Origin of the sequence: Lactobacillus sp. YT155 (assembly GCF_030504545.1) — a bacterium.
GTDB lineage: Bacteria > Bacillota > Bacilli > Lactobacillales > Lactobacillaceae > BQUT01.
Genome location: NZ_JAUKWP010000001.1, coordinates 434,727 through 460,877, shown reverse-complemented (window position 1 = coordinate 460,877; position 26,151 = coordinate 434,727). Strand labels below are relative to the sequence as shown.

Here is a 26,151-nt window from a genome sequence, read left to right as displayed (position 1 = left end):
TTATTCTCCTTTATGCACAATTTTTTCAGTCATTTTCTTAGCAACAAAAATTAAACCAATTGATACCACCATCAAAACAATTGAAATGATGAATGATAAGTCATAGTTGTGATTTTCTTTTCCAATATATGATGTTACGTATGGTGAGAAAACAGATCCGACTGCAAATCCAAAATACATAAACGCATAGTTGATTCCTTGATGTTTCAATCCAAAGTTGATACTCGTTAAACTTGGATAGATGGTTAAGACACCAGCGTAAGTAAATCCAATAAAACTAGCAATTACGAAGTAAGGCACAGCACCATTAATCATTAATAATCCTGCCATTGCAATTCCTAAAAGTCCATAAACAACGACAATCGCATTAAATGGACCTAATTTATCAGAAATGAATCCCCAGAAAATTCGACCAACTGAATTACAGATAGAAACTGAACTAACAATGACTGCAGCTTCTTTCAATCCAAACTGTTCCATTCCAATTTGAGCAGAAGTTGAACTGATTACCACTCCGGCAAAACAACCCATTGCTAAAATTGAGAAAAGAATCCAGAATCTAGAAGTCTTGAGCATTGTTTTCCAATCAGCGTCGACTTTGGAGGCAGGAATTTTGTTACTTGTACTTGCGGGCGCACTTCTAATAAAGAATTGAACCACAAACAAAACAACTAGATAAACAATTCCTAAATAGAGCAATGAATTAGTAATGTCATTACTCTTCATGAAGAATTTCGCAATTTCGGTACATAGTAGAGTACCAATACCAACACCAGATAAGACTAATCCCGAAGCTAATCCACGTTTGTCAGGGAAAAATTTCATAATGTTGTTCAAGTTCCCTGTAAATGCTAATCCAGAACCGAACCCTGCGATTACTCCATATGTTAAGAGCAACATTGGTAGCGTAGTTACGAATCCAGAAAGAATAAATCCTAGTGAGAAGAGAATCCCACCAATAATAATTGCCAGTTTTCCTTTTCCATCATCGATTAATTTACCACCCAAAATCATCGGAATTGGAATAATTCCCATGTTAATTGAGAAGGCCAAAGCTAACATAGCTGGATCCCAATGGAACTTATCAATCAAAGGAGTTTTAAAGAAACTAAATGCGTAAACTCCACCTAAAATAAAATTAATGACAATATGAGCCGCCAACATCACCCAGCGATTCATCGTTACTTCCTTTTTCATTTCGTCACCTCTTTGTGAAATATTTAACAACTTCATGATATTATAATTTGACATTTATACAACCAGACAACTACTATTGTATTAATCGAAAAAATCGATAGTTAATTAAAGGAGATATGTGGCATGAAAAGCAAATTAACCATCAGCCAAATGGAATACATCGTAACTCTAAGCAAATTGTTAAACTATTCACGAGCAGCGGAAGAATTAGATATTTCTGAGTCGACTTTAAGCCAACAAATCAAGAGCGCTGAGGACAAGTTAGGTGTACAACTATTCGTTCGAAAAAAGCGTGGCATAGCCTGTGAACAAGTGTTGACTAACTACTTACCACAAATGGAATTACTCCTTAATCAGTACAAAAGTTTAGTTAACAAATTGACCTATAAAAAACGAATCAAATTAGGCATTTCCATCACCTACTTAACTTCTCAACTAATCGAAAACTTCGAACAAAGTCCTGAAGATTTTGAATATTATATTGAAGAACTCACTAGTACCGAGGGAATTGAGAAGGTCGCAAGTGGCGAATTAGACATGGCAATCGTGATTAACCCACCAGAAAGCATTCGTTATCAACGAAAGTTCCTCTATCATGATCGAGTGGTCCTTGCTGCCAAACCGGGAATCTTCACACAAAAATTATCAGTGAAATATCTAGTTGATCATTTAATCACCTTTAAACCCGGATTTTATTTGCGAGACTTATTCGAATATCAAACTGGAATTAACGATCCCGGAAAATACGAAATTGATAATTTTGAATCAAGCATCAATCTAGCCAAAAATGGTTACGGAATTGCATTAACTACAGAGAGCTTTTACCAAATGAATCAAGAACATTTAGAAGTTTTGAAAAATGATTTTTTGAAAAACGACAAAATCTCAATTTATTTAATCTATAACAAAAGCTTCGAAGAAGATGCTGAGAAAATAAGAATATAAAAAAGCCTAACTAAGTTAGGCTTTTTTATATTTCATCATGCCATTGCATCCCATGCTGGTAATACAATCGATTCTTGATTAAACTGTTCAAGCTCTTGTGCTGTTAAGTATTTCTTGTTTACAACAACTTCATAGACGTATTCATCAAACCACTTATCGTCCATGACGAAGTAACCTTTGCTTCCAACCTCTTCTCCCCAGGAATTTTCCACTTTCCATTTAGTTGGTTTGCCATCTTCTAAATTTACACCTGTAAGAACCATGGCATGAGAAACCTGTCCTTGTCGGGTATCTAGTCGATCGGCTTTGTTCATCATTGAGTTGATTTCAAAGAGATTATCGTAATCAAAGAGTTCTGCTGAAAGAACTCCTTCCTTGCGCAAGGATTGAATTGAAACATCGTTTCCAAACCAGACAGTTTCGCCATCTTGCATCTGTTTGATAGCTAATTCTTTCAATCTAGCAATTGGTTTATTCAAGAATTTCTCATCAGGTTGTCCGATAACATTGCCTTGATATTCAATTCGATAAGTCTTGTCATATTCCTTATCGGATTGAGGTGAACTCATCAATACCACATAGTCATCTAGATCAATCTCGAAATATTTGTTCAAAAATTCTTGTGGGGTAAGATTTTTTTCAGCAATTAATTTCTTTTTATCGTCACGAATCATCAAGTCAAAATTTTCGACTGGTTCTCCGAACGCATATACACACATCCGGTAGACATCATTCAAACATGCTTCGACAAATTCATCGGTTGATTTGTTTTCTTTAACTAAATTCCGCAATTCCAATCCTTTTTTGCGTAAATAACTATTCAAAACCTCGCTAAATTCAGAGGTATTGGAAGAGTTATAAGTTTCAGGCATAACATAATCGGGAACTACGCCATATTTTCTCACTAAGTTGGCTGAGAATTGCCATTGACCACCGTCATCACTTCCGGTTTGAAAAATCACCGCGACTTTTCGATCATCAATGGGTAAAGATGCGGTATCGATAACGTTTTTAAAGAAGTAGTTAGCTTTCTCCAAGCGGTCATAAAATGATAAATAGTTCTGTGAAAGTTCAAAATCTTTTACATTGTATTTTTTCGCAAAATCAGTACGAAGATTGGTTAATGTGGAAAATAACCAGCAACGGCCAGATCTTTTTTGATTGCTAACCTTACCTGTATCCAAGTCTAGTGAAAAAGTATCATCAAGATGACTGTTAGCGAAATTTTGAGCAACTTTATTTATACCAACATTAGCGACAGCGTTTTTAAGTACTTCACTTTTAGCAACTTGGTGTAGATTTTCTTTAAATTTTGATAAATTTTGACGATTAAGTTCGTTATCCATATCTTTTACCCCGACTTCTTATATAATGTAGATTAGTATATAACAGATTTTCTAATGAGGACAGTAATGACAAACGAAGTAAATAATATAAAGATTGCCTATTTATATGAAGACCTTATGAACACATATGGCGACAGTGGCGACATCAAAATTCTTGACTATCTCTTTAAGCAAAAAGGATTCACAACCACTGTGGATAATATTAGTTTAGATGACGAGCTCAATGCCTTTGACTACGACTTTTTATTCTTTGGCGGCGGACAAGATTTCGAACAATCAGTTGTAGCAGTTGACCTACAAAGACACAAAAAGACTTTGACTGAATATATTGAAGCCGATCACCCAATGCTTGGTATCTGTGGTGGATATCAATTGCTTGGTGAATACTACCTCACAAGTGGGGGCGAGAAAATCCAAGGATTGGATATATTGCCATTCCACACAATTTTCAAGGCTGACAGCCGGATGATTGGCGATACCAAGTATGAAACGAAATGGGGAACTGTCGTAGCCTTTGAAAACCACAGCGGTAGAACTTACTTTGATGATAAAGATAAGCTCGATTACTTTGGAAAAATGATTGAAGGTTATGGTAATAATCCCGACGAAGGTCATGAAGGAATGGTTTATAAATCAACAATCGGAAGCTATTCCCACGGACCACTTCTTAAAAATCTCAACGTTGCCAATGCCATCGTTGATAAAATTTTAGCTAACAAAAAAGTTCAGGCCTAATGGTCTGAACTTTTTATATTATTCTGTATAAGTAAAAAAATATTAGCAAAATAAAATGTATTATATAAAAATTTGTAAACGTTTACATTATTTTTGATATAATTAATATGAGGTTACTTAATAACCTATACATTTTATCAATCTACTAGTAGGAGGTAGCTGCTTATGAGTGAACTAAGCAATTTGTTCGATAAAGAACTTATTTTATTCAATGTCGAAGGATCTACTCGGCAAAACATTTTTGAACAGGTATCAAAAGTACTGGACAGTAATGGATATACTCAATCTACTTTTCTAGATGCTTTAAATAAAAGAGAGGATGAATTCCCGACAGGTGTTGTAACAGCAAATTTGCCAATCGCTTTACCACACGCTAATCCAGAAAACGTCAAACGTCCATTTATTGCTGTCGTACAAACAAAAAATCTCATTACAGTTCAACAAATGGGAATTGGTGACGATGAAGAAACAAAAAATTTCTTTTTCCTTGGAATTGTTGAAGAAACACAAGATTTACAAGTAAAACTACTTCAACGATTCATGGAATTAATGAATGATAAAGAATTTGTTAATAAATTCAAATCTGCTGCAGATAAAGATTCAATGTATGATCTCTTCATGAATAATTTTTAAAGGAAGGTAATTAATATGACTAAAGTTGTAGTAGCGTGCGGTAGTGGTGTAGCAACTTCCGAAACCGTTGTAGGAAAAGTTAAATCATTCCTTGAGGATCATAAGATCACAGGCGTAGAAGTAGAAGCCACCGATTTCAAACAGTTAGCAAATGTACTAAAAAATTATGATGTCTACGTTTGGTTGGCAAAACCTACTCCTGAAATTATGGATATTTGTGAACAGGAAGGAATTTATGATGTCAATGGCGTAAATGTGTTGACAGGTGCTATGGGGGGGGACGAATACCTACCATTAGTGAATGCCTTATACAGTTTAAAAAATCAATAAGACATAGGAGAACATTATTATGGAAATTTTAAAAGATGTCGTTAATTGGGTCCTAAATTTAGGAGCTCCTGTATTTGTTCCAATTATCATGCTTATCTTGGGAACAGTTGCAGGATTAAAGTTTGGAAAAGCATTCAAATCTGCATTAACTCTAGGTATTGCATTCTCTGGAATGACTCTAGTTGTTAATTATATGATGGATACTATTTCACCAGCCGCAAAAAGCATGTCAAAGCTTTTTCATCTATCTTTAAACTCAATTGATGCTGGTTGGACTGGAGTTGCAGCCATTACTTGGTCATATAAAACCGCATTTTTATTCTTCCCATTACTACTAATAATTAATTTTATTATGCTCACATTTAAATGGACAAAAACATTAAATGTCGATATGTGGAATGTTTGGAATAAGATTTTTACTTACGTCGTTGTTTATTATGTCACAGGAAACTCACTTTACGGATTTATAGTGGCAAGTATTCAAATTGTACTAGAATTAAAGGCCGGAGATATGTGGCAACGTCACATTCAAGATTTAACCGGAATGCCTGGTGTTACTGTGCCTCATTTAATCGGTTTATTCGCAGTACTTTTGCAACCTTTGAATAAACTATTAGATTTCATCCCAATCTTCAATAAGCCCGCAGATGCTAACGCTCTTCAAAAGAAAATTGGTATGTTCGGAGAGAATTCAGTTATGGGTGCCATTATTGGTGTCTTGTTAGGATTCGGTGCTGGTTATAGTATATCCAAAAGTTTAGGGTTAGCAGTGTCAGCAGCAACCGCAATGACCTTGTTTCCTATGATTTCTAAACTATTCATGGAAGCACTCAATCCAATTGCTGAAGCCATGAATAATATGATGAAAAAACGTTTCAAAGGTCGCGAAATTTATATTGGTTTAGATTGGCCAATTTTAGCTGGTCGTAACGAATTGTGGGTAACAGTCATCATTCTTGTCCCTATTATGTTGATTTTTGCCATGATTCTTCCAGGTAATACCGTTCTTCCGTTTGCCGGCATAATTAACTTATCGTTCGTTGTAGCTGCCTTAATTCTCACAGGTGCAAATCTTTGGAGAATGATAGCCTTAGGTATCATTACAACTCCAATTTTCCTATATGGAGGTACTTACTTTGCACCAATTATTACGCAACTAGCTCAAAAAACTCATTCAGTTAAGGTTCCTGCAGGTCAGCAACTATCTTGGAGTACTTTTGAAGCACCCGATTTCCGCCTGTTCTTTGCTCAAGCATTCAACGGACAATGGTGGGCTATCTTAGGTGCTATTATATTCCTCGCTCTATTCGTTTGGTTATACGTTGATCAAAATAAGATTGCTTTACCTAGTCAACGTTATGGAATTCCTGCTGTAGCAACTGAAAATACTGTAACACCCTCTGAAGAACCTATAAAAGAATCAAAGAATATAGACAATTCTAATTTAAAACTTGATTCATTAGATGGTCAAGATTTCTCTAATGTTTCTAAGAAAAAACCTACACAAAATTAATGGCTTCCAAAATTTAGGCTATAAACAATAGCATCTATTAAGTTAAGTTGGTGTACTCATGATAAAACAAAAAATTATGTGGTCTTTAGCATTATTCATTGCCACTATCATAACTTTCGCAGCAATAGTAAATAACAATATGCCTCTTTGTATAGTGATGATTCTTATTAACTTACTGATTTATAAATTTGGAGACAAATATATAAATGAAAAATATAACAAACGAAGAGCTAAAAAAATTAAAGATTTTGAATTAGCTAAACAACAGGCAAAAAAAGAAAAGGAGCAGTAATATGTCAGTAATTACAAGTGAAATTTTACCTTTTGAAGACGAACGCAGAGATCTGGCAAATGTCGCTCGTGAAATGTTTAATCGTCAAATGACAAACGTTGCCGGAGGTAACATATCCGTCAAGGTTACTACAGACAAAGATTTTTCATATGACGGTATCAATTATGTTGCTAATCACAATTACTTGATAATGACTCCCACCATGATGAGTGAAGCGTGGTATGCCAAACTATCATTTGCTCAAATAATAGTAGTGGACCTGGAAACAGGAGAAAAACTCACTGGAGAAGGAAGACTCACACGTGAAATTAATATGCATGAAGAAGCATATAAAGCAAATCCAGGAATTAATTGTGTTTATCATTCACACGCCAAAAATTCAATGTTTTGGGCAACAAGTGGAACTGATATGCCAAACGTGACAGAGGTTACCCAAGATCTGGGTAAAATTAAGTGTTTGAATTACGCACCTGCTTGTTCTAAGGAACTTGCTGACACAGTGTACAATGAAATAATAAAAATTGGCGATAAAGCATTATTTAATATCTTTTTGTTAAATAGTCACGGTGTTCTAATTACTGCTGAAAATCTTCATTCAGCAACTGAAATTCTTGAAACTGTTGAGTGGAATGCTGAAATTGCTTATAAACAAGCGATTTTTAAAAAACTAGGATTATTAGATGATTATCATTCTTGTGGAAAAAATACAGATGCCTTTCTAAAATAAACAAAAAGACCTATTAATTTAGGTCTTTTTTTGTTTTAAAATTTTGTTCGTTTTATTTATCTAAAAACTTATTAGTCTTAAAGATTGCCATCGATATTAATGGGACTAGAATAACCGCGGCTATTAATTCAGGAATTCCGTTAGCCGTTACAATAGTCATTAGAATTCCATTCAAAGCACCTTCAGATGCGTGGTAAGTCGTCATCATAGCTTGAGCAAACATAATTCGCATAAGCGCTAATACCAAAACAGTATTAGTAATTGAACCGATGGCTCCGGTAATTCCCATTGCCAAAACTTTGTTCATTTTTCCTTTTAATCCTTGATATGCTAATCCAGCAAACCAACCAACTAAAATTCTGGGAATAATGGTAATAATTGGGTTCGTGAAGACTAGTGTATCTAACGGACTTGTAGGTGAGGTGAAGGCTCTAAATAAGGTAAATACACCCCAGATTAATCCAATAATTGCACCATCTGTTGGTCCTAGAACAACTGCGGCCACGATTACAGTAATGTGAATGATCGTAACATTTACTACCCCGAGAGGAAGGTATCCCATCATTGGCATCAGTGATTGTAAAATAATAATTGCGCTTAATATTCCTAAAATAGATATTCGGTAAGCTTTTGACTTATTCATGCTCATACCCCCTAAAATATGTTTATCATACCAAACAATGACTAGATTTTTAACCGATTAATAATATTTGAAAAATATTTAATCTTAGGGCATAGTATTAACAGTGTTTTTAAGGGGAGTTTTTCATGACTAAACAAAACAAAAATAAAGTTATTCTTATTATAGTTGGTATCATTGCTTTGACCATGGCTAGTCGCTTAGGTTCAGTTCTTTCACCAGCCATCAGCAAAATTCAACAAGCATTTCCCACAACTGATCCGACCAAAGTAGAATCGATTGCCTCAATTGGTGATGTTTCATCAATGATCTCCGCGATTTTTTTCGGTTATTTACTTCAAAAAATAACTTATAAAATGGCGGCTATTTTTGGTTCAATTTTGCTAATCATTGGTGGATTGTTTCCTATCTTTATTCACCACAATGTCAACCAACTATTAATGTTTGCCTTAATCGTTGGATTAGGAACAGGAGCAATAACAACTGTAATTCCCAGTTTAACCGCTAGAACGTTTAGTGGTAAAAAACTTTCCCGGATGTTTGGTATTAATATTGCCTTAGAAGATGGCTTCTCAATGTTACTAATGTTTTCAGGTGGTTTACTCGCCGAAGTCAGTTGGGTACATAACTACTATATATATGGTGTTGCGATAATTACATTGTTGTTTGCCATTTTATTCATCCCTAATGTTAAACCTAGCGACCGTGAAAATTTAGAATTAGATGATGCCACTGAACAAAATAATCAGTCAATTAGTAAAACCGGTTGGATTTTAATTATTTGCTTACTGTTGCTTGGTTTTGTCAGTCTAATTTTAGGCGCAGTTTTGAATACAAAAGTTGCGGTCTATCTCCATGACTATCACATTGGTGGACCAAGCACTGCCGGAACAACGCTACTATTCTTACGTGCAGCTTCAATCGCCGTTGGCTTATCAATTAATGTCTTAAATCGAACTTTCCGTTATCATCTTTTGGCTATAGGACAAATTGCCTTTGTTGCTGGAGCCATAATTTATATTAACTTCCACAGTTTCTTATCAGCCGTTATTGGTGCTTTTATTATGGGAATGGGGACTTCAATTACTTTATCCACAATTCCGTTTATTCTTTCGAATTTATCCTCCAAGAAAAAATATCCTATTATTATAGGTAGTTTCTCTGCAATTACCAGTTTAGGATTTGCCGCATCTACTTGGTTCTTCAAAGCAGCAGTATCATTATTTACTGATGATTTGACTATAGGAACATTTTACGGCGTAATTATCATCGGATTGTCAATAGCTGTATTGCTAACAATTACTCAATTCCAAAAAAGATGTGAAGCAAACTATTTAAAATAATTATGTTTTAATAGTCATCATTATTATATATAATAGAATTTAAACAAACTTGGTCGTATCATAATAATTTATGCAAAGACTAAAAATATAGAGGAGGTGACTATGAAGAGAATCATAGTTGTTTGTTTGTTATTTGCTATATTTCTTAGCGGTTGCTCATCAACAAGTAGTAAAAATCATAAAAGTACTAACGATAAAAAAAGTACACATGTAGAAACAAAACAAGAAAAAGCAATCGTCAAAGATAAGGACAATAACAAAAAAAATGAACCCGCCATCGCATTATCACAAGACGAATTCATTATTAAAACTTTTGAAGAATATAATTATGATGCGTCAGATAAATCGACCTGGATTAAGAAACAAGAAGGTAAAAAAACCGTTGTTATCATCAAGGAAATTGTTAAAGGACACCGTCCCAAAATTCAAAAAATCGTTCTGTTATGGAACAATGGTTTAGATCCACAGGTACTACTAGTAATGGTTAACAACTCAACCGTTTACGAAAATCAATAAAAAAGAGATGATATTTTGTCAACATTCACAACCGAAAGATTAATTCTAAGACCAATTACCGAAGCAGATAAAGCATCTTTAAAGAAACTGATTTTTGACAAAGAAGGTGTTAAGTTCATTCGTTATCGAAACATTCAAACTGACGAAGAATTTAATGACAAATTTACAGAACATTTTCTTAATAATCCCGATGTTTTTGGCATTGAAGAAAAGTCCACTAACGAGTTGATCGGCTTTTTCGAATTCCATTACGACAGCGATGAACCCAATGTAACCTACGCTTTGATTAGATCGAAGTGGGGACAAGGATTTGCTGCTGAAGCTGGCAAACCGTTAATTGATTTTGCACTTCATGCACACGATATTCACGAAATTTTTGCCTACCATGCCGAACAAAACATGAATTCAGGTCGTGTTATGGAAAAAATGGGTATGCACTTCGTTGAAAAATGGGATGATATTTCTTCTGTTGATGGTTCAGAAATGACAATTTATAAGTATAAAAAAACCGACGATTAATCGTCAGTTTTTTGTTTAGCCATTATTTGCTTTATCAACTGCCTTGATTAAAGCATTTCTAAATCCATATTCTTCTAAAGCTGCGACACCACGAATAGTGCTACCACCAGGACTAGTTACTTGGTCTTTAAGTTCAGCAACATGACCATTATGTTGTTGAGCTAGTTTAGCTGAACCAATTAGCATTTGTATAACTACTTCATATGATAACTCACGTGGCAAGCCGTTCAAGACACCAGCATCACTTAATGCTTCAATTAATACATCAATAAAAGCAGGGGAGCAACCAGCTACTGTCCCTAGAATTCCTAATTGTGATTCTGGAACTTCAATGAGTCTTCCCATTTTTTCAAAAACTTCTTTGGTAAGATTTCTTTGTTGTTCGGTGAATTCATCAGCATAAGAAATCCCGGCTACACCTTCACCGATGCTAACGGGTGTGTTAGGAATTGCAAAAGCAACTGGTTTTTCAGGTAAATATTTGTGCATGAATTCAATCGTTGAGCCACCTGACACCGAAACTACAACTTGTTGGTCAACAAATGTTTTTAGTTGTGAGAAGACATTATCTAGTGCTGGAGTTCCCACGGCCACAATGATAATTTCAGTTGATTTTAATTCTGTTTCATCACTAACTAGTTCAAAACCTAGTTCTTTTTGTAAATTTGTGGCTCTATTTGAGTGTCCACCTTTTACCAAAATATCTTGGGGTGACATCCCTGAATTGATCAATCCTTTTATCATGGCTGATCCAATGCTGCCGGCACCAATAAATCCAACTTTCATATTTTCCTCCTAATGAAGCTGTAATAAATTCATCATAAACTAAGTGACGATAATTATAAATTATTCGCAACTTTTTTCCAATCAGTGATATTATCATACTATTAAGTTAACAAAAGGGAGAACTAAAATGATTTCATATCCTCAGGTTTTAACTATTGCCGGTTCTGACTGTGATGGTAGTGCTGGTGCTCAAGCAGATTTAAAAACTTTTATGGCTAGAGGTACTTATGGTATGTCAATTTTGACCGCCGCTGTCGCTGGTAATTCTTATCAAATCTCAGCTAGCATGGTGATGCCTCCTGATTTCATTGAAGCTCAATTCAAAGCCATCGCTGAAGACTTCCATGTCAAAGCTTTCAAAACTGGAATGTTAGCAGACACACCAACAATTCAAACCGTTGCCACTAATATTAAACAAAATGACTTTGGATTTTTTGTTTTAGATCCAGTCATTATTACCAAACACGGTAATTCACTATTAGAAGAATCAGCTTATCAAACATTATTGTCTGACTTGTTACCATTAGCTGACATGATTACACCTAATTTCTTCGAAGCTCAAAAGCTAGCCGAAATGGAAATTAATACTGAAGATGATATGTTAGTTGCCGCTAAAAAACTACAAAATCTTGGTGTCAAAAATATCTTACTTAAAGGTAAACACAATGATGATGCCCAAACTGAAGTTAAGGATTTACTTCTATTAGAAGACGGACAAACTCTTTGGCTATCGGAAAGCTATGTTAAGACCGAACGTGTCAACGGAACTGGTGATACTTTGGCAGCTTGCATTGTCTCTGAAATTGCTAAAGGAAATAATATTTCTGACAGTGTCAAAACAGCCAAAAAATTCACCCATGCAGCAATCAAAAATGAGATTGATCCTGGTCATAAATTTGGTCCAATTAATCATTTTGTGAAAATTTAAACCACTACTAAAGCTAAGTTACTAAAGTGATTTAGCTCTTTTATTCACAAATTCACTAAATGTGTGGTCGAAATTGATTAATTAACTTAAATTTTAGTATAAAAGGTTGATTATAAACGCTCACACACTTAATATTACATATGAAAGAACATTAAAGGAGGATAAGAAAAATGTTAAGCCTTGGATTAAGCATGCTTGATTTGGCACGTTTCCAATTTGCTATGACCACTATCTTTCACTTTTTCTTCGTACCGTTTTCAATCGGTATGGGATTTATCGTGGCCATTATGGAAACAATGTACGTTGTCAAAAAAGATGCTGTTTATAAAAAAATGGCGAAATTTTGGGGAAAGATTTTCCTTTTAAGTTTTGCCGTTGGTATTGTTACTGGTATTATTCAAGAATTCCAATTCGGTATGAATTGGTCAAATTATTCTAGATTCATGGGAGATATCTTTGGGGCTCCTTTAGCTATTGAAGCTTTATTAGCATTCTTTATGGAATCCGTATTTATTGGGCTATGGATGTTCACCTGGGACCGTGTTAAACCAAAAATGCACGTTACCTTCATTTGGTTAACTTCTATTGGTACAATGCTTTCAGCTATTTGGATTTTAGCTGCTAACAGTTTCATGCAACACCCAACAGGATACGCAATTAACAAGGTAACTCACCGTGTTAAATTGCTTGATTTTGGTGCTGTTGTCAAAAACCCTCAATTATGGAATGTTTTCCCTCATTTAATCATCGCTGCATTTGCAACAGCTGCATTTGTTATCGTTGGTATGAGTGCTTGGGCTCTTTTGAAGAAAAAAGACATGCCATTCTATAAGAGATCAATGCGAGTTGGTTTGTGGGTTGCTATGGCTGCTTCACTTGTTACTCTTGTAACAGGGGATCTTCAAATGCAACAAGTTATCAAAGATCAACCAATGAAATTCGCTGCTACAGAAGGTATCTATGAAGATACATCTGATCCAGCTCCTTGGGCAATTGTTGAATCAATTGACGCCAAGAATCACAAAGCTACCAACAAAATTGAAGTTCCTTACGTATTGAGTATTCTTACATATCACAAACCATCTGGTTCAGTTAAAGGTATGAATACTATTAATAAAGAACTTCATGCCAAATTTGATAGCAAGTTTGGTCACAAAATTAAAGATTACTATGTACCACCAAAGACTCTCTTCTGGAGTTTCCGTGTCATGACCGGAATCGGTTCATTGTTTGTCTTGATTGCTGCTCTAGGTCTTTACTTTAACCGTAGAAAAGCTGACAACGTTGAAAACAAGAGATGGTGGTTATACATCTTAGGAGTATTTATCTGGGCACCATTTATCGCTAACACAGCCGGATGGTTAGTTACCGAATTAGGTAGATATCCTTGGATTGTTTATGGACTATACACAATTGCTGATGCTGTTTCTCCAACAACTACATCAGGACAATTGCTCTTTAGTAACATTTTGTATTTCGCATTATTCACACTTCTAGGTGGAGTTATGATTTGGTACTCTAAGAAGACTTTAAATCATGGTCCTGACTATGAAGGTAATGCTGAATCAATCAATGTTGACCCTCTAAATAAGGAGGCTTTTAAATAATGACTGAATTACAATTATTATGGTTTGTATTAATCTGTGTCTTGTTTGTTGGCTTCTTCTTCCTAGAAGGATTCGACTACGGAGTTGGTATGTCAACTCGATTAATCGCCAAAAACCAAGAAGATCGTTTAGCTTTAATGTCAACTATCGGCCCTCACTGGGACGGAAATGAAACTTGGCTGGTAACAGCTGGTGGAGCTATGTTTGCTTCACTTCCTATGTGGTATGCCTCATTATTCTCAGGCTATTACATCCTATTATTACTTGTTCTAGTTGCTTTAATCGTGCGTGGTGTGTCATTTGAATTCACTGCTCATGCTGAAACAAAAGTCGGTAAGAATTTCTGGTTGTGGATGTTATTCTTCGGAAGTACTGCTGCACCATTCTTACTATGTATGATGTTTCTAAGTATGGTACAAGGTGTCACAATGGATGCTGCTGGTAATGCTTTCCCAACCCTTGGACAAATTATTAATCCATTATCAATCGTTGGTGGGGTTGCCGGAACATTACTATCATTAATTCATGGTTTGAACTTCATTCGTATGAAGACAACTGGTGAATTAAGAGAACGTGCTTTGAACTTGAATAAGATTCTATATCCTATCTTGTTCATCGGTGAAGTTGTCTTTGCAGTCTTGGTTTACTTCCAAACTGACTTCTTTACCAAACGTTTCACAACTTCATTAATTATTACCATCTTAATCGTTCTTATGAGTCTTCTTGGCTACTATGGAACTCTTAAGAATAAAGAAGGCCTTTCACTAGCAGGTAGTGGTCTATCATTAGCCTTTGTCGTTATCTTATTGTTTAACGGAATGTTCCCTCGTGTTATGATAGCTACAGATCCTGCACACAGTATCTTAATTAAAGATGCTGCTGCTTCTCCTTATACCTTACAGATCATGACTATCGTTACCTGTGTATTATTACCAATCATGTTAGCTTACTTTGTTTGGTCATACTACATCTTCAGAAAACGTGTCAGTTCTAAGGATAAGAATTCATATTAAAAGGCTGTAAAATAAAATGATTGATAAGCGACTATTTCGCTTACCAGGAATAAAACAGTTATTTACGATGCTTGCAGGACTTACAGTTTTGCAGGCATTTGTTATTTTATTACAAGCAACGTTTCTATCACGTGCTTTGGTTAATTCCTGGGAGCAAAAACCATTAAATACCATATACATCCCGACACTACTCTTTTTTGTGTCGTTTTTAATTCGACATACTTTAACCTTATTGAAGCATCGTTATTTGCATACTAAGGCGCAACAAATTACTGATGACTTACGTTCATCATTACTAGATAAAATCTATACTACTGGACCCAAGATGATTGGAAAAAGAGGGACAGGTAATCTAGTAACAACTGCTTTAGATGGTATGGATGAAGCGGAAAATTATATTAATCTAGTAGTTGAAAAAATGATTAACATGATGATTATTCCGCTAGTTTTGTTAGTTTATATTTATTTCCAAGATGTTAAGTCAGGAATAACTCTAACGATTCTTGTACCGTTAATCATCCTATTTATGATTATCTTAGGTTATGCTGCTCAGGATAAAGCTAATCGTCAATACGCCAAATACACCATCTTATCAAATCACTTCTTAGATTCATTACGTGGTTTGCCAACTTTGAAGATGTTAGGCCTTAGCGAAAAATATTCTGACAACATTTATAAAACTAGTGAAGATTATCGTCGTAGTACCATTAGTACTTTAAGAGTCGCAATCCTTTCAACCTTTGCTTTAGATTGGATTACGACGCTCTCAATTGCAATTCTAGCTGTCTTCTTAGGTCTTGGTTTAATCAACGGTACAATCACTTTATACCCAGCACTATTAGCTTTAATATTAGCTCCAGAGTATTTCTTACCACTCCGTGATTTTTCAAATGATTATCATGCAACATTAGATGGTAAGAATGCGATGAACAATTTGTTAGATATATTGTCGATTGAAGAAAACGAGTCAAATGACTTATTACCTGATATTTCCTGGGAAATAAACAGTACAGTCAAAGTACAGAATTTGAATTTTAACTATTCTGACTCTCATGCCGATGCCGATATCAAAAACGCTAGTTTTGAATTACACGGATTTGATAAGGTAGGTATCATTGGGGCATCAGGGTCGGGGAAAACTACTTTGATTAACTTACTTGGAGGTTTTCTAACCGCAGATGAACCTCAAGATATCCAAGTTAATGATCACGACATCCCTAATTTTGCTCAAAAGAATTGGCAAAAGATGTTCTCCTATATCCCACAAAATCCTTATTTATTCTCAGGAACAATTAAGGATAATATTTGCTTCTATAAGCCAGAAGCAACCGATGAAGAAGTTCAAACTGCCATCAAAGCTGCCAACTTGGATGAATTCATTGATTCATTAAACGATGGCTTGGAGACCAAAGTAGGTGAGGGTGGTCGTGGTATCTCTGGTGGTCAGGCTCAACGAATTATGATTGCTCGGGCAATGCTTGATCAAGATCGGAAAATTATCTTATTAGATGAACCAACAGCTCATCTGGATATCGAAACTGAATATCGATTGAAAGAGACTTTTAACAAAGCCTTCGTTGATCATCTAGTTGTCTTTGCTACACATCGTCTACACTGGATTAACGAAATGGATTACATTCTGGTGGTTAAAGATGGTGAAATCATTGAGCAAGGTACGCCAAAAGAACTAACTAAGAACAAGGGATATTTTGTTGAGTTAGTTGAAAGTATGCGAGGTGATAAACTATGAAAAATGATACTTGGGTTAAACCATATTTCACTAAATACAAATCACTTCTAGCACTTATCTTTATTCTGGGAACTTTCACGGTTATCTGCGGAGCGGCTTTAATGTTTACTTCCGGGTACACAATTGATAAGTCAGCTACCAGACCTTACAATATCTTGTTAATCTACGTTCCAATCTTATTAACTCGTGCTTTTGGTATTGGTCGTCCAGTCTTTCGTTATTTGGAAAGATTAAGAAGTCACAACTGGGTTTTAAAGATGACTTCTGATTTAAGAACTCGTTTATATAAGACCCTTGAAAAAGATGCCACTTTCTTTAACGAAACTCACAAATCCGGCGAAGTGCTAGGACTTCTGGCTCAAGACATCAATCACATCCAAAACTTATTTTTAAGAACAATTTTCCCAACAATCATCGGTTATATTGTTGTCGCCCTCGTAAGTATCGGTATTGGCTGGTTTAATCTCTGGTTTGGTCTATTACTCTTACTACTATTATTAGTTGAGACGGTTTTGGTTCCTCTAGTCTCGGTAGCTTTTCAACGGGCCAGAAAGTATCGTCAAAAAGCCATTAAGTCCGAATTATATACTGAATTAACCGATAATATTCTTGGTGCCAACGATTGGATTATCGCTAATCGAAAAGACGACTTCAAACAACTCACAACCGACAATATCAAATCACTAAATGATTCTAAAAAGCAGAGTATGCATTTCACTCAGTATCGTGATTTGACACTTCAAATCGTTTTTGGGTTGATGTTAGTTTCCTTACTAGTGTTTACAAATCTTTATTTTACAGGCAATCAAGCTCAAGCAAACTGGGTTTCAGCTTTTGCTTTGGGATTAATTCCACTCTCAGATTCTTTAATTCCTATCAGTCAAGGTTTCGATGAATTACCTGAATATCAAGATTCAATTACTCGATTAAATAATATTGAAACCACTGATCGCCAGTTACCTGAACAAAAAGAAATCGACTTGAAGGAAGTTACTATTAAGGTGGATGATATTTCCTTTCAATACTTAGAAGATACTCCTGAATTAATCAATAACTTCTCGCAAGTGATTGAGCCACATACCAAGTTAGCAATTATTGGTCCTAGTGGTTCGGGAAAAACAACAATTTTACAATTGTTAATGGGAGATTTAAAACCAGTTAAGAATCAAATTACGATTAATGACGTTGATGTTTTGCAATTACAAAATCATCGTACTCAAATTTTCTCAGTGCTTAATCAAAGCCCATTCTTGTTTAATACTTCGGTCATGAATAACATTGCCTTGGGAAATGAAAATGCTAGCGATAATGAGATTAAAGAAGCGATTGCTAGAGTTGGCATGAAAGAGACGATTGAGAAGCTTCCCGACCAATATGATACTTTGGTAGAAGAATCTGGTCAGCGCTTCTCAGGGGGCGAGAAACAGCGTTTAGCGCTAGCTCGTATCTTGCTACAGGATACTCCAGTCGTTATTCTAGATGAACCAACAATTGGCTTAGATCCAATCACCGAAAACACATTAATGAATACCATTTTCGAAGTGTTGAAAGATAAAACCATTATCTGGGTTACTCATCATTTACACAGTATTAACCACGCTGATCAAGTACTCTTCTTATCAGATACAAAAATTCAGATGCAAGGAAGTCCCAAAGAGCTCTACAAAAAAAATAAACATTTCCAAGAACTATATAAAATGGATCAAGGAATATAAAAAAGACGTTGCAATCGGCAACGTCTTTTTTATTTATTTCGTTTTAACATTTGTTTAGTAATTTCTCTGAGCATTTTTTTAGCATCGCAGTCCGGTAATTTTTCAATTCGCTTCAAGGCTGCATCGGTATAATGTTTGGCAACTTGGCGTGTTTCTTCAATAGCACCGTTGGTCTTGATGATTTGAATAACCTGTTCTAATTCAACATCAGAGAACTGTTTCTTTTGAAGCAATTCTTTTAGTTCACCATTGTCTTTTTTCAAAGCCATAATAATTGGTAATGAATAAACTCGATTTTCTAAATCTTCGTAGACCGGTTTACCAGTAGCTTTCTTAGTTGAGTAATCCAATAAGTCATCAATAATTTGAAAAGCCATACCAATATCATGACCGATATATTTTAATTGTTTAATTACTTTTTCGTCAGCGGATCCCATAATTGCACCGAATTGGGCACTTAATTGGAATAATTCTGCCGTCTTCCCTGATACTTCACGTAAGTACATTTTCACCGTCGCATCGGGATTATCATTAATCAACATTTGATCAAGTTCACCCAGGAGAATCTTCTTCATGCTTCGGGCATTTAACAAGATATCTTTTTGATCCGGCGAAATCTTAGCCAATAATTCAAAATAAATCGTAAATAAATAATCACCAGCATAAATAGCATTTCGCATTCCATATTTTGAATGAATAGTTGCTACTGTTCTTCTTAAGGGTGAATTATCAATTACATCATCATGGATTAAAGTTGCAATATGCAGTATTTCAAGTGTGGCTGCTGCAGAAATCATTTGTTCTTCCGGTAGTTCCTTCTGACCAAATTGACTGCATAAATAAAAGAATGCAGGTCTAGTCATCTTGCCACCTGATTGAATTAATTCGGTAATAATTTGCGATATTTCCGGATTCTGAGGTAGTTGAACTTCTTCTAGAATGAATTCTTGTGTTTTATCTAGTTGTTTAACCAGTTTTGGATAGTTTTTCCAAATTGAATTTATCACTATATAAACTCCATGCGTTTATTTTAACTTTGTTCCTAATTTTACCACTACCCAGCCGATTTTAAAAAAAGAGCAACTACTAGAGTTGCTCTCTTTGTTCATTCACTTTAGAAAGTAAATTATAGGCGTCGGTAGCAATCATCAATTCTTCATTGGTAGGAATTACATAAACCGCAACCTTGGCGTCATCAGTACTGATTTTAACTTCTTTCCCACGACTGTTATTGCGTTCTTTATCAATCTTAATCCCGAAGAATTCTAGTTTTTCACAAATTCGTTCACGCATCTCCAGACCGTTCTCACCAACACCAGCAGTGAAAATCAAAGCATCGATCCCATTTAATTCTGCAATATAAGATCCCACATACTTCACCACGCGATTAACGAAAATTTCTAAGGCCAAGTGAGCACGATCATTTTCATCTTCAATCATTTCTAGATCACGCATGTCATTCGATACTCCAGAAATTCCTAGAAGTCCTGATTTCTTATTCAAAATATCAATGAAATCACCGATACTACTCAAACCAATTTTTCTCATTGTATATGGAATTAAGGAAACATCAATGTCACCACTACGAGTTGCCATAGTAATTCCGGCTAGCGGTGTGAATCCCATCGAAGTGTCAATTGCGACACCATCTTTAATGGCACTGATTGAAGCGCCACTTCCCAAATGTAAGGTCACAATTCTGTTCTCACTATCTTTATCTAACAATTCTTTAGCTCGATTAGCTACATAACGATGACTAGTTCCGTGAGCGCCATACTTACGAACTTTGTACTTATCGTAATATTTACTTTCAATACTATACAAATAATTCACTGGACTTAAATCACTGAAGAATGACGAGTCAAAAACTGCCACTTGAATTGCTTCAGGTAACAAATGGCTAAACACTTCAATATAGTAAGCCTCAATGGGATTATGGAGTGGGGCATATTCACTGAGCCGTTTAATATCATCCAAAGAACTTTCGGTAATAATCGCCGACTTCTTGAAGATTTCTCCACCAGCAACAACACGGTGACCGACAGCTTTTATTTCTTCGAGTTGATCGATGATTTTAAGTTCTTTTAATCTTGTTAGAATCAAAGTCACCGCGAGTTCGTTAGTTTCAATCGGTTCTTGTTTTTCGAATTTCTCATTGTCGCCGTATTTAGCTGTAAAAACAGCGTTAGATTTGCCCAGGCGATCAATCATTCCTTTAGCGATAAGGGTTTGTTCAGGCATGTCAAAAAGTTGCCACTTAAGTGAGCTACTCCCTGCATTAATTGAAATAATCTTTACCATATTCTAATTCTCCACTTTCAGTATTAGCGCTTTCATTATATCATTTCTCAAATCTTTGTAAGTAAAAATCTAAAAATTCAAATTATAAAATCTCTCTAACCGGTGTTATATCAAGCTTTGACACCCATTTATTAAAATGTTAGTATTGTCTTATTAGAAATAAAAAGCAGGAGGCTTTTACCATGGGATTCTTAGATACATTATTTTCTAGAAACACCGAAGAAAAAAATACCGAAAAACCCAATAATATCACCGATAATACCAAAGAGGTTAAACCAGTTATGCCCACAAAACCAATTGAATCAACTCCATTAAACCCTCATGACAAGCGGGTCAAGATTGAAGAGCAGATGGCAGACTTAGCCACTGAATATAGCAACTTGCGAACTGACTTGAAACAAACCTTATTCTCTGAAAGAGATGAGTTAGTTCAAGATCAAAGCCAAACTCAAGCAAAAATCGCTGAGTTAAATGACCGTCAAACTAAATATTCACAACAAAAAGAAGAATTGTTGGCTCAAGATGATGCTGAACTTTACGAACAACTTGAAGATAATCAGCAACAACTTAATAATCAAACCGAATTAATAGAAAAATATCGCGAACAAAATAACGGTGTTGAAAGTGAATTAAATGCTAACGATTCGGCTTTGACTAAGGTCAACACAGCAATTGAAAACAATCAACAAGCCGAAAATAATCTTTCTGAAGAAATCAAAAATGAAACTGATTTGAAGAAAATGTATGAGTTAATGGAGAATCAGAAAAAAGCCGTTGCTCACTTATATGAAGAAAGAGAAAATTTAATTGCTCAAAGAAATGAATTGATGTCTCATCATGATTCATTGAGTGCCGAGAATCAACAATTACTATCAAGAATCGACCAAGCCGGTGCGACTGCTTCCGACTTTAGAACCAAAATTAGTCAAATTGATAGTCAGATTAAAAACAACACCCAAATCCGTACCCAAAACATTAGTCAACTTGAAGGGCAGCTAACCAATGTTGCTAAGGAACTAGAAAATAATAATTCTCACTTAACCCAAGTAACTAAAGAACTTAAGGCGATGGATGTTAAAATTCAAGAAACTTTCCAATCTGATTACTTAGTTCGCGATGTGAAGTTTGACGAATCAAAAACTTATGCTGTTTTGCAATCATCAAACGATCAAGATGGTCAATTAACTGCCGATATCAAAAACTTTGTTGATGAAGCTACTGGAAAAGAAACTCTAGTCTTAACCAATCAAACTTTTGATAATTTGAATATTGATGGAAAAGTTTATGACCTATACAAAGACCTACAAGTAAGCGATCATCCAAGTGATAAACGTGTTTCTATTCAGGATAATCCAGATTGGAAAACTGAAAAATCTGCCGATACTACTAAGATTTTTGACAAAAATGACAATCACTTAATGACGGTTCACTTCGAAGATTCAAAAATTCATTCCATCGATTATTTTGCTGAAGATAAGCATAATAAGACCAATATTTATAACCAAGATGGTATTCTTTCTAAGACAGTATTTTATAACGAGTCTCAAGCTATTGATCAAGAAATTTATTACAGAAGTGACGGTAGTTCAGCTCTTACCAAACAATTTGAAAATGAGCAATTAACTTCGATTCAGTTATTTGATGAAAAAGGACTACAAACAAACGTCTTCAGTAGCGAATTACAATTAGTTAAATGGTGGTTTGAAAACATCTCCAAGAGTAATTCTAATTTAGTTTTGATTGGTGATCCTACTGATGAAACATTTAAGAACATGACTAATGATGAAGAAATTTCATTCGAGTCACTTACTTATCTAGGTAATGTTCATAGTAATATTGGTCGCATTCGTGCACTCTTGCATAGTAAGCCAGTGATTGAAAATATTTTGGTAACAACTCAAGATGATTTACAATCAATTGAAGATATTACTGATCGCGATATCAATGTCAGTGTGGTCAACAAAACCAGTTATAATACCGATAGTCAAGATTTACCCAACGCTTTAATTTAAGCTCCAAACAAATATGAAATGAGGTAACATGGATAATTTAATAATTTTAGTTGTAATTTTAATCGGCTCTGCTCTTATCAGTGTCGTCTTCAATCGAATCAATATTCCCAGCGTTTTGGGAGTTATTTTACTAGGAGTCATTTTAGGACCTGGCCTTCTAAATTTCGTTAAATCTAGCGAAATTATCGATATGTTTGCCGAAATTGGCCTAATACTTCTAATGTTCATTGCCGGTATTGAAACCGACTTTAAGTTGTTGAAAAAATACCTTCGTCCCAGCGTAATCGTCGCTATTATGGGAATTGTAGTTCCTGTAGGGGTAATCTTTGTCTTCGATTACTTCTTCGGTTTTCCGCTCAAAGAAAATCTCTTTATTTCAATTATCTTTGCAGCTACTTCGGTTTCTATTTCCGTTGAGGTTCTAAAAACCCTCGATTATTTAAACAACATTTCAGCAGCAACCATCTTAGGTGCCGCGGTTGTCGATGATGTCATCGCTATTTTCTTACTAAGCGTTGTCACTGGAACCTTCTCCGGCAACTTTGATCTTCAGTCACTCTTCTTAATGATTGTTATGTGGTTGATTTTCTTCGGTTTTTCTTACTTCTTCATCAGAAAAATGGTGCCTTATATCGACCATATTGCTAAAAAAATCCCGATTGATAACTTTGATTCGATTATCGCTATATCGATATGTTTGGTTATGGCGATAGTTTCTCATCTTTTGAAACTTGATGTGGTCTTAGGAGCTTTTATTGCAGGAATTGCTTACTCTGAACTTAGTGACCATGAGAAGGTTAATAACTCCGTTCAAGTAATTGGTTATTCATTTTTCATCCCCGTCTTCTTTGTCAGCATTGGTTTGAACATTTCCTTTGCCTCAATTGGCCGTGATTGGTTCTTCATTTTTTGCTTAACAGTTATTGCAATTTTGACCAAACTTTTCGGTGCTGGTCTTGGTGCCAGAATGTCTCGGCTCTCAATTGATGAGTCATACGTCATTGGTGCGGGAATGATTTCTCGTGGAGAAATGGCGATTATCATTGCCCAGACAGGCTTTGCAGCTGGTCTCATCAGTAAGCACTATTATTCAGCTATCATCTTTACAATTGTATTAACTACCTTAATTGCACCATTAATACTTAAACACGCTATTACAAGAAAAGTATCCAAGGAAAATTAATTCCTGTTTCTACTATTTGTTGTTTTATCAATCAAGAGTATAATAAACCGTGTATAGAAAAATTTATTGGAGGTTGTTTTAATTATGGCTCACATCTTAATTTTAGGAGCAGGTTACGCTGGTATCAGAACAGCAAAAAGACTTGCTAAGTTAGCCCCTAGTGACACACAAATTGATTTGGTGGATAAGAACCCAATTCATGTTGAGAAAATGTCTCTTCATGAAATTGCTGCTGGTACTTCATCAGTTGATTCAATGAGTTTCAACATCAAATCAGCAATTGATACTAACAAAGTCAACTTTATTCAAGCTACTGTAACTAAAGTTGATAAGGACAACAAGACAGTTACTTTCTCAGACCACGAAGAAATGACTTATGACTACTTAGTTGTTGGTTTAGGCTTCAGATCTGAAAACTTTGGTTTACCAGGTGCTGATGAATATTCATTAGTTCTGGAAGATATTCCAACAGCTAAGAAAATCTACAGCACAATTGAAGCAAACGTTGCTAAATATAAAGAATCAAATGATCCTAATGATTTAAGTATCTTAGTTTGTGGTGCAGGTTTCACAGGTGTTGAAATTCTTGGTGAATTAATTGATACAACTAAGAAGCTTCAAGCTAAATATGATGTCCCAGAAATTAAAGTAACTTGTTTAGAAATGGCAACTAGAATTCTTCCTATGTTTGATGAAGATCTTGCTAACTATGCTGTTGACTATCTTAAAGATAGCGGCATTAACCTTTTAACAGGTGCTAAAATCAAACAAATTGAAAAAGACGGCGTTTTATATGACGACGATCAAGGAACAGAACATAAGGTAACTGGAAGCACTATTGTTTGGACCGTTGGTGTTAGTGGTAGTGATGTAATTACCGAATCTGGTTTTGATGCTAAGAGAAATCGTGTTATGGTTACCGATTATCTTAATATTGAATCTAACCCAGAAGTTTATATCATCGGTGATGTCTCAGCTTCAATGGATCCTGAATCTGAACGTCCATATCCAACAACTGCTCAATTAGCAATTGCTCAAGGTGATGTAGCTGCAGAAAATATTGTTGCTGCAATCAAAGGTGGAGAACCTGAAAAATTCACTTACCATTCACTTGGTACAATCGCTTCACTTGGTCAACATAAAGGTATTGCTGATATGATTATCGGTGGTAAACATATTAAGACCAAAGGTTACTTAGCTTCACACGTTAAGAACTTCTCAAAAGACAAATCAATCTTAGAAGTAAGTAAGCTAAAAATTGCTTTAGCAAAAGGTAAATTATAATTCTTTCGAACCGGCGATATATCGCCGGTTCTTTTTTATTCTCAAACTTGACAATCACTCCATAATAAGTTAAATTGGACTATACCAAATACAAAACCCGTGGAGGCACTTATGAAAATTATTCGTGTGAAAGATCAAAATGAAGGTGGCCAAAAAGCCTTTGAAATTTTCAAAGAAGCTCTTGCTGATAATGCTCAAGTATTCGGCTTAGCAACAGGAAGTTCACCAATTACTCTATATCAAAATCTTGCTAAAAGTGACTTAGATTTCTCTGATAAAGTTTCTGTTAACTTAGATGAGTACGTTGGTTTAGATGCTGACAATGAACAAAGCTACCATTACTTCATGCAACACAACTTGTTCTATGCAAAACCATTCAAGAAATCATATGTTCCTGATGGTTCAAACCTTGACGCTGATCAAGCTACTGCTGATTACGACAAAATCATTGAAGAAAATCCAATCGATTTGCAACTATTAGGAATCGGTCGCAATGCTCATATTGGTTTCAACGAACCTGGTTCATCATTTGATGCTAAAACAACAAAAGTTGCTTTAACTCAATCAACAATTGATGCTAATACTCGTTTCTTTGATAAAGAAGAAGATGTTCCTAAGTTTGCTTACTCAATGGGAATTGGCTCAATTCTTAAAGCTAAGAAGATCTTGTTAGTTGCTTATGGTGAAAACAAAGCCGAAGCCATCTATAACACCGTTGAAGGTCCTGTAACCGAAGATGTTCCAGCTTCAGCACTACAAAATCATCCTGATGTAACAATCATCGTTGATGAAGCCGCTGCTGCAAAATTAAAATAATACACAAAAAAAGAAAGCCT

The 26,151-nt window shown here is 35.2% G+C and carries 25 protein-coding genes; 19 read left to right on the top strand and 6 right to left on the bottom strand.

The window, feature by feature from the left end:
• Nucleotides 1-1,197 carry an OFA family MFS transporter gene (locus Q2T76_RS02455; protein WP_302083763.1) on the bottom strand — a complete coding sequence of 399 codons (1,197 nt, stop codon included), beginning with the start codon at nt 1,195-1,197 and terminating at the stop codon, nt 1-3.
• 123 nt (nt 1,198-1,320) lie between these two features.
• Here Q2T76_RS02455 and Q2T76_RS02450 point away from each other — a divergent pair, with 123 nt between their 5' ends.
• Complete coding sequence (locus tag Q2T76_RS02450; protein ID WP_302083761.1) at nt 1,321-2,142, top strand: LysR family transcriptional regulator; 822 nt, start codon at nt 1,321-1,323, stop codon at nt 2,140-2,142.
• 35 nt (nt 2,143-2,177) lie between these two features.
• Here the strand turns inward: Q2T76_RS02450 and Q2T76_RS02445 are convergent, their stop codons facing one another.
• The gene (locus Q2T76_RS02445; protein WP_302083759.1) at nt 2,178-3,488 is read right to left on the bottom strand and encodes an aminopeptidase C; all 1,311 of its coding nucleotides are present in this window, start codon (nt 3,486-3,488) and stop codon (nt 2,178-2,180) included.
• A 66-nt stretch (nt 3,489-3,554) separates the two neighbouring features.
• Here Q2T76_RS02445 and Q2T76_RS02440 point away from each other — a divergent pair, with 66 nt between their 5' ends.
• The 6 genes from Q2T76_RS02440 (at nt 3,555) to Q2T76_RS02415 (ending at nt 7,718) form a co-directional block, all read left to right on the top strand.
• Nucleotides 3,555-4,223, top strand: coding sequence for a type 1 glutamine amidotransferase (locus tag Q2T76_RS02440; RefSeq protein ID WP_302083757.1), 669 nt, complete (start codon nt 3,555-3,557; stop codon nt 4,221-4,223).
• Between the two features lie 165 nt (nt 4,224-4,388).
• The gene (locus tag Q2T76_RS02435; protein WP_302083756.1) at nt 4,389-4,856 is read left to right on the top strand and encodes a PTS sugar transporter subunit IIA; all 468 of its coding nucleotides are present in this window, start codon (nt 4,389-4,391) and stop codon (nt 4,854-4,856) included.
• A 15-nt stretch (nt 4,857-4,871) separates the two neighbouring features.
• Nucleotides 4,872-5,186: a PTS galactitol transporter subunit IIB gene (locus tag Q2T76_RS02430; RefSeq protein ID WP_302083754.1), complete on the top strand. Its 315-nt coding sequence runs from the start codon at nt 4,872-4,874 to the stop codon at nt 5,184-5,186.
• 19 nt (nt 5,187-5,205) lie between these two features.
• A complete protein-coding gene (locus tag Q2T76_RS02425; RefSeq protein WP_302083752.1) occupies nt 5,206-6,699 on the top strand; it encodes a PTS galactitol transporter subunit IIC in 1,494 nt (497 codons plus the stop codon).
• A 58-nt stretch (nt 6,700-6,757) separates the two neighbouring features.
• On the top strand, nt 6,758-6,991 hold the full coding sequence (locus Q2T76_RS02420; RefSeq protein ID WP_302083750.1) for a hypothetical protein: 234 nt from the start codon (nt 6,758-6,760) through the stop codon (nt 6,989-6,991).
• 1 nt (nt 6,992) lies between these two features.
• Nucleotides 6,993-7,718, top strand: a complete 726-nt coding sequence (locus tag Q2T76_RS02415) for a class II aldolase/adducin family protein (protein ID WP_302083749.1) — start codon at nt 6,993-6,995, stop codon at nt 7,716-7,718.
• Nucleotides 7,719-7,770: 52 nt separating this feature from the next.
• On the opposite strand, the gene Q2T76_RS02410 is transcribed toward Q2T76_RS02415, so the two are convergent.
• Complete coding sequence (locus Q2T76_RS02410) at nt 7,771-8,361, bottom strand: ECF transporter S component (RefSeq protein ID WP_302083747.1); 591 nt, start codon at nt 8,359-8,361, stop codon at nt 7,771-7,773.
• A 125-nt stretch (nt 8,362-8,486) separates the two neighbouring features.
• On the opposite strand from Q2T76_RS02410, the gene Q2T76_RS02405 reads away from it, so the two are divergent.
• From Q2T76_RS02405 to Q2T76_RS02395, 3 genes are all read left to right on the top strand, one after another.
• The gene (locus Q2T76_RS02405; RefSeq protein WP_302083746.1) at nt 8,487-9,701 is read left to right on the top strand and encodes an MFS transporter; all 1,215 of its coding nucleotides are present in this window, start codon (nt 8,487-8,489) and stop codon (nt 9,699-9,701) included.
• Between the two features lie 102 nt (nt 9,702-9,803).
• Nucleotides 9,804-10,217 (top strand): hypothetical protein, encoded by a 414-nt coding sequence (locus Q2T76_RS02400; RefSeq protein WP_302083744.1) that lies wholly within the window; start codon nt 9,804-9,806, stop codon nt 10,215-10,217.
• Nucleotides 10,218-10,232: 15 nt separating this feature from the next.
• Nucleotides 10,233-10,736 (top strand): GNAT family N-acetyltransferase, encoded by a 504-nt coding sequence (locus Q2T76_RS02395; protein WP_302083743.1) that lies wholly within the window; start codon nt 10,233-10,235, stop codon nt 10,734-10,736.
• 15 nt (nt 10,737-10,751) lie between these two features.
• On the opposite strand, the gene proC is transcribed toward Q2T76_RS02395, so the two are convergent.
• Nucleotides 10,752-11,522 (bottom strand): pyrroline-5-carboxylate reductase, encoded by a 771-nt coding sequence (gene proC, locus Q2T76_RS02390; protein ID WP_302083741.1) that lies wholly within the window; start codon nt 11,520-11,522, stop codon nt 10,752-10,754.
• A gap of 127 nt (nt 11,523-11,649) precedes the next feature.
• On the opposite strand from proC, the gene thiD reads away from it, so the two are divergent.
• From thiD to cydC, 5 genes are all read left to right on the top strand, one after another.
• Nucleotides 11,650-12,450: a bifunctional hydroxymethylpyrimidine kinase/phosphomethylpyrimidine kinase gene (gene thiD / locus Q2T76_RS02385; RefSeq protein WP_302083740.1), complete on the top strand. Its 801-nt coding sequence runs from the start codon at nt 11,650-11,652 to the stop codon at nt 12,448-12,450.
• A 170-nt stretch (nt 12,451-12,620) separates the two neighbouring features.
• Complete coding sequence (locus Q2T76_RS02380; RefSeq protein ID WP_302083738.1) at nt 12,621-14,057, top strand: cytochrome ubiquinol oxidase subunit I; 1,437 nt, start codon at nt 12,621-12,623, stop codon at nt 14,055-14,057.
• Nucleotides 14,057-15,070 (top strand): cytochrome d ubiquinol oxidase subunit II, encoded by a 1,014-nt coding sequence (gene cydB / locus Q2T76_RS02375; RefSeq protein WP_302083736.1) that lies wholly within the window; start codon nt 14,057-14,059, stop codon nt 15,068-15,070. The genes Q2T76_RS02380 and cydB overlap by 1 nt, the downstream gene beginning before the upstream one ends.
• Nucleotides 15,071-15,086: 16 nt before the next feature.
• Nucleotides 15,087-16,820: a thiol reductant ABC exporter subunit CydD gene (gene cydD / locus Q2T76_RS02370; RefSeq protein ID WP_302083734.1), complete on the top strand. Its 1,734-nt coding sequence runs from the start codon at nt 15,087-15,089 to the stop codon at nt 16,818-16,820.
• Nucleotides 16,817-18,535, top strand: a complete 1,719-nt coding sequence (gene cydC, locus Q2T76_RS02365) for a thiol reductant ABC exporter subunit CydC (RefSeq protein WP_302083733.1) — start codon at nt 16,817-16,819, stop codon at nt 18,533-18,535. Before cydD ends, cydC begins: the two co-directional genes overlap by 4 nt.
• A gap of 29 nt (nt 18,536-18,564) precedes the next feature.
• Here cydC and Q2T76_RS02360 read toward each other — a convergent pair whose 3' ends face one another.
• Both Q2T76_RS02360 and Q2T76_RS02355 read right to left on the bottom strand, forming a co-directional pair.
• Nucleotides 18,565-19,542: a polyprenyl synthetase family protein gene (locus tag Q2T76_RS02360; RefSeq protein ID WP_302083731.1), complete on the bottom strand. Its 978-nt coding sequence runs from the start codon at nt 19,540-19,542 to the stop codon at nt 18,565-18,567.
• 79 nt (nt 19,543-19,621) lie between these two features.
• Nucleotides 19,622-20,836 (bottom strand): acetate/propionate family kinase, encoded by a 1,215-nt coding sequence (locus Q2T76_RS02355; protein WP_302083729.1) that lies wholly within the window; start codon nt 20,834-20,836, stop codon nt 19,622-19,624.
• A 182-nt stretch (nt 20,837-21,018) separates the two neighbouring features.
• On the opposite strand from Q2T76_RS02355, the gene Q2T76_RS02350 reads away from it, so the two are divergent.
• The 4 genes from Q2T76_RS02350 to Q2T76_RS02335 all read left to right on the top strand — a co-directional run bounded on the left by Q2T76_RS02350 (nt 21,019) and on the right by Q2T76_RS02335 (nt 26,131).
• Nucleotides 21,019-22,848, top strand: coding sequence for a hypothetical protein (locus Q2T76_RS02350; protein WP_302083728.1), 1,830 nt, complete (start codon nt 21,019-21,021; stop codon nt 22,846-22,848).
• 28 nt (nt 22,849-22,876) lie between these two features.
• Nucleotides 22,877-24,031, top strand: a complete 1,155-nt coding sequence (locus Q2T76_RS02345; protein WP_302083726.1) for a cation:proton antiporter — start codon at nt 22,877-22,879, stop codon at nt 24,029-24,031.
• An 84-nt stretch (nt 24,032-24,115) separates the two neighbouring features.
• Complete coding sequence (locus tag Q2T76_RS02340; RefSeq protein ID WP_302083725.1) at nt 24,116-25,315, top strand: NAD(P)/FAD-dependent oxidoreductase; 1,200 nt, start codon at nt 24,116-24,118, stop codon at nt 25,313-25,315.
• 111 nt (nt 25,316-25,426) lie between these two features.
• Nucleotides 25,427-26,131, top strand: a complete 705-nt coding sequence (locus tag Q2T76_RS02335; RefSeq protein ID WP_302083723.1) for a glucosamine-6-phosphate deaminase — start codon at nt 25,427-25,429, stop codon at nt 26,129-26,131.
• Nucleotides 26,132-26,151 lie beyond the last annotated feature (20 nt).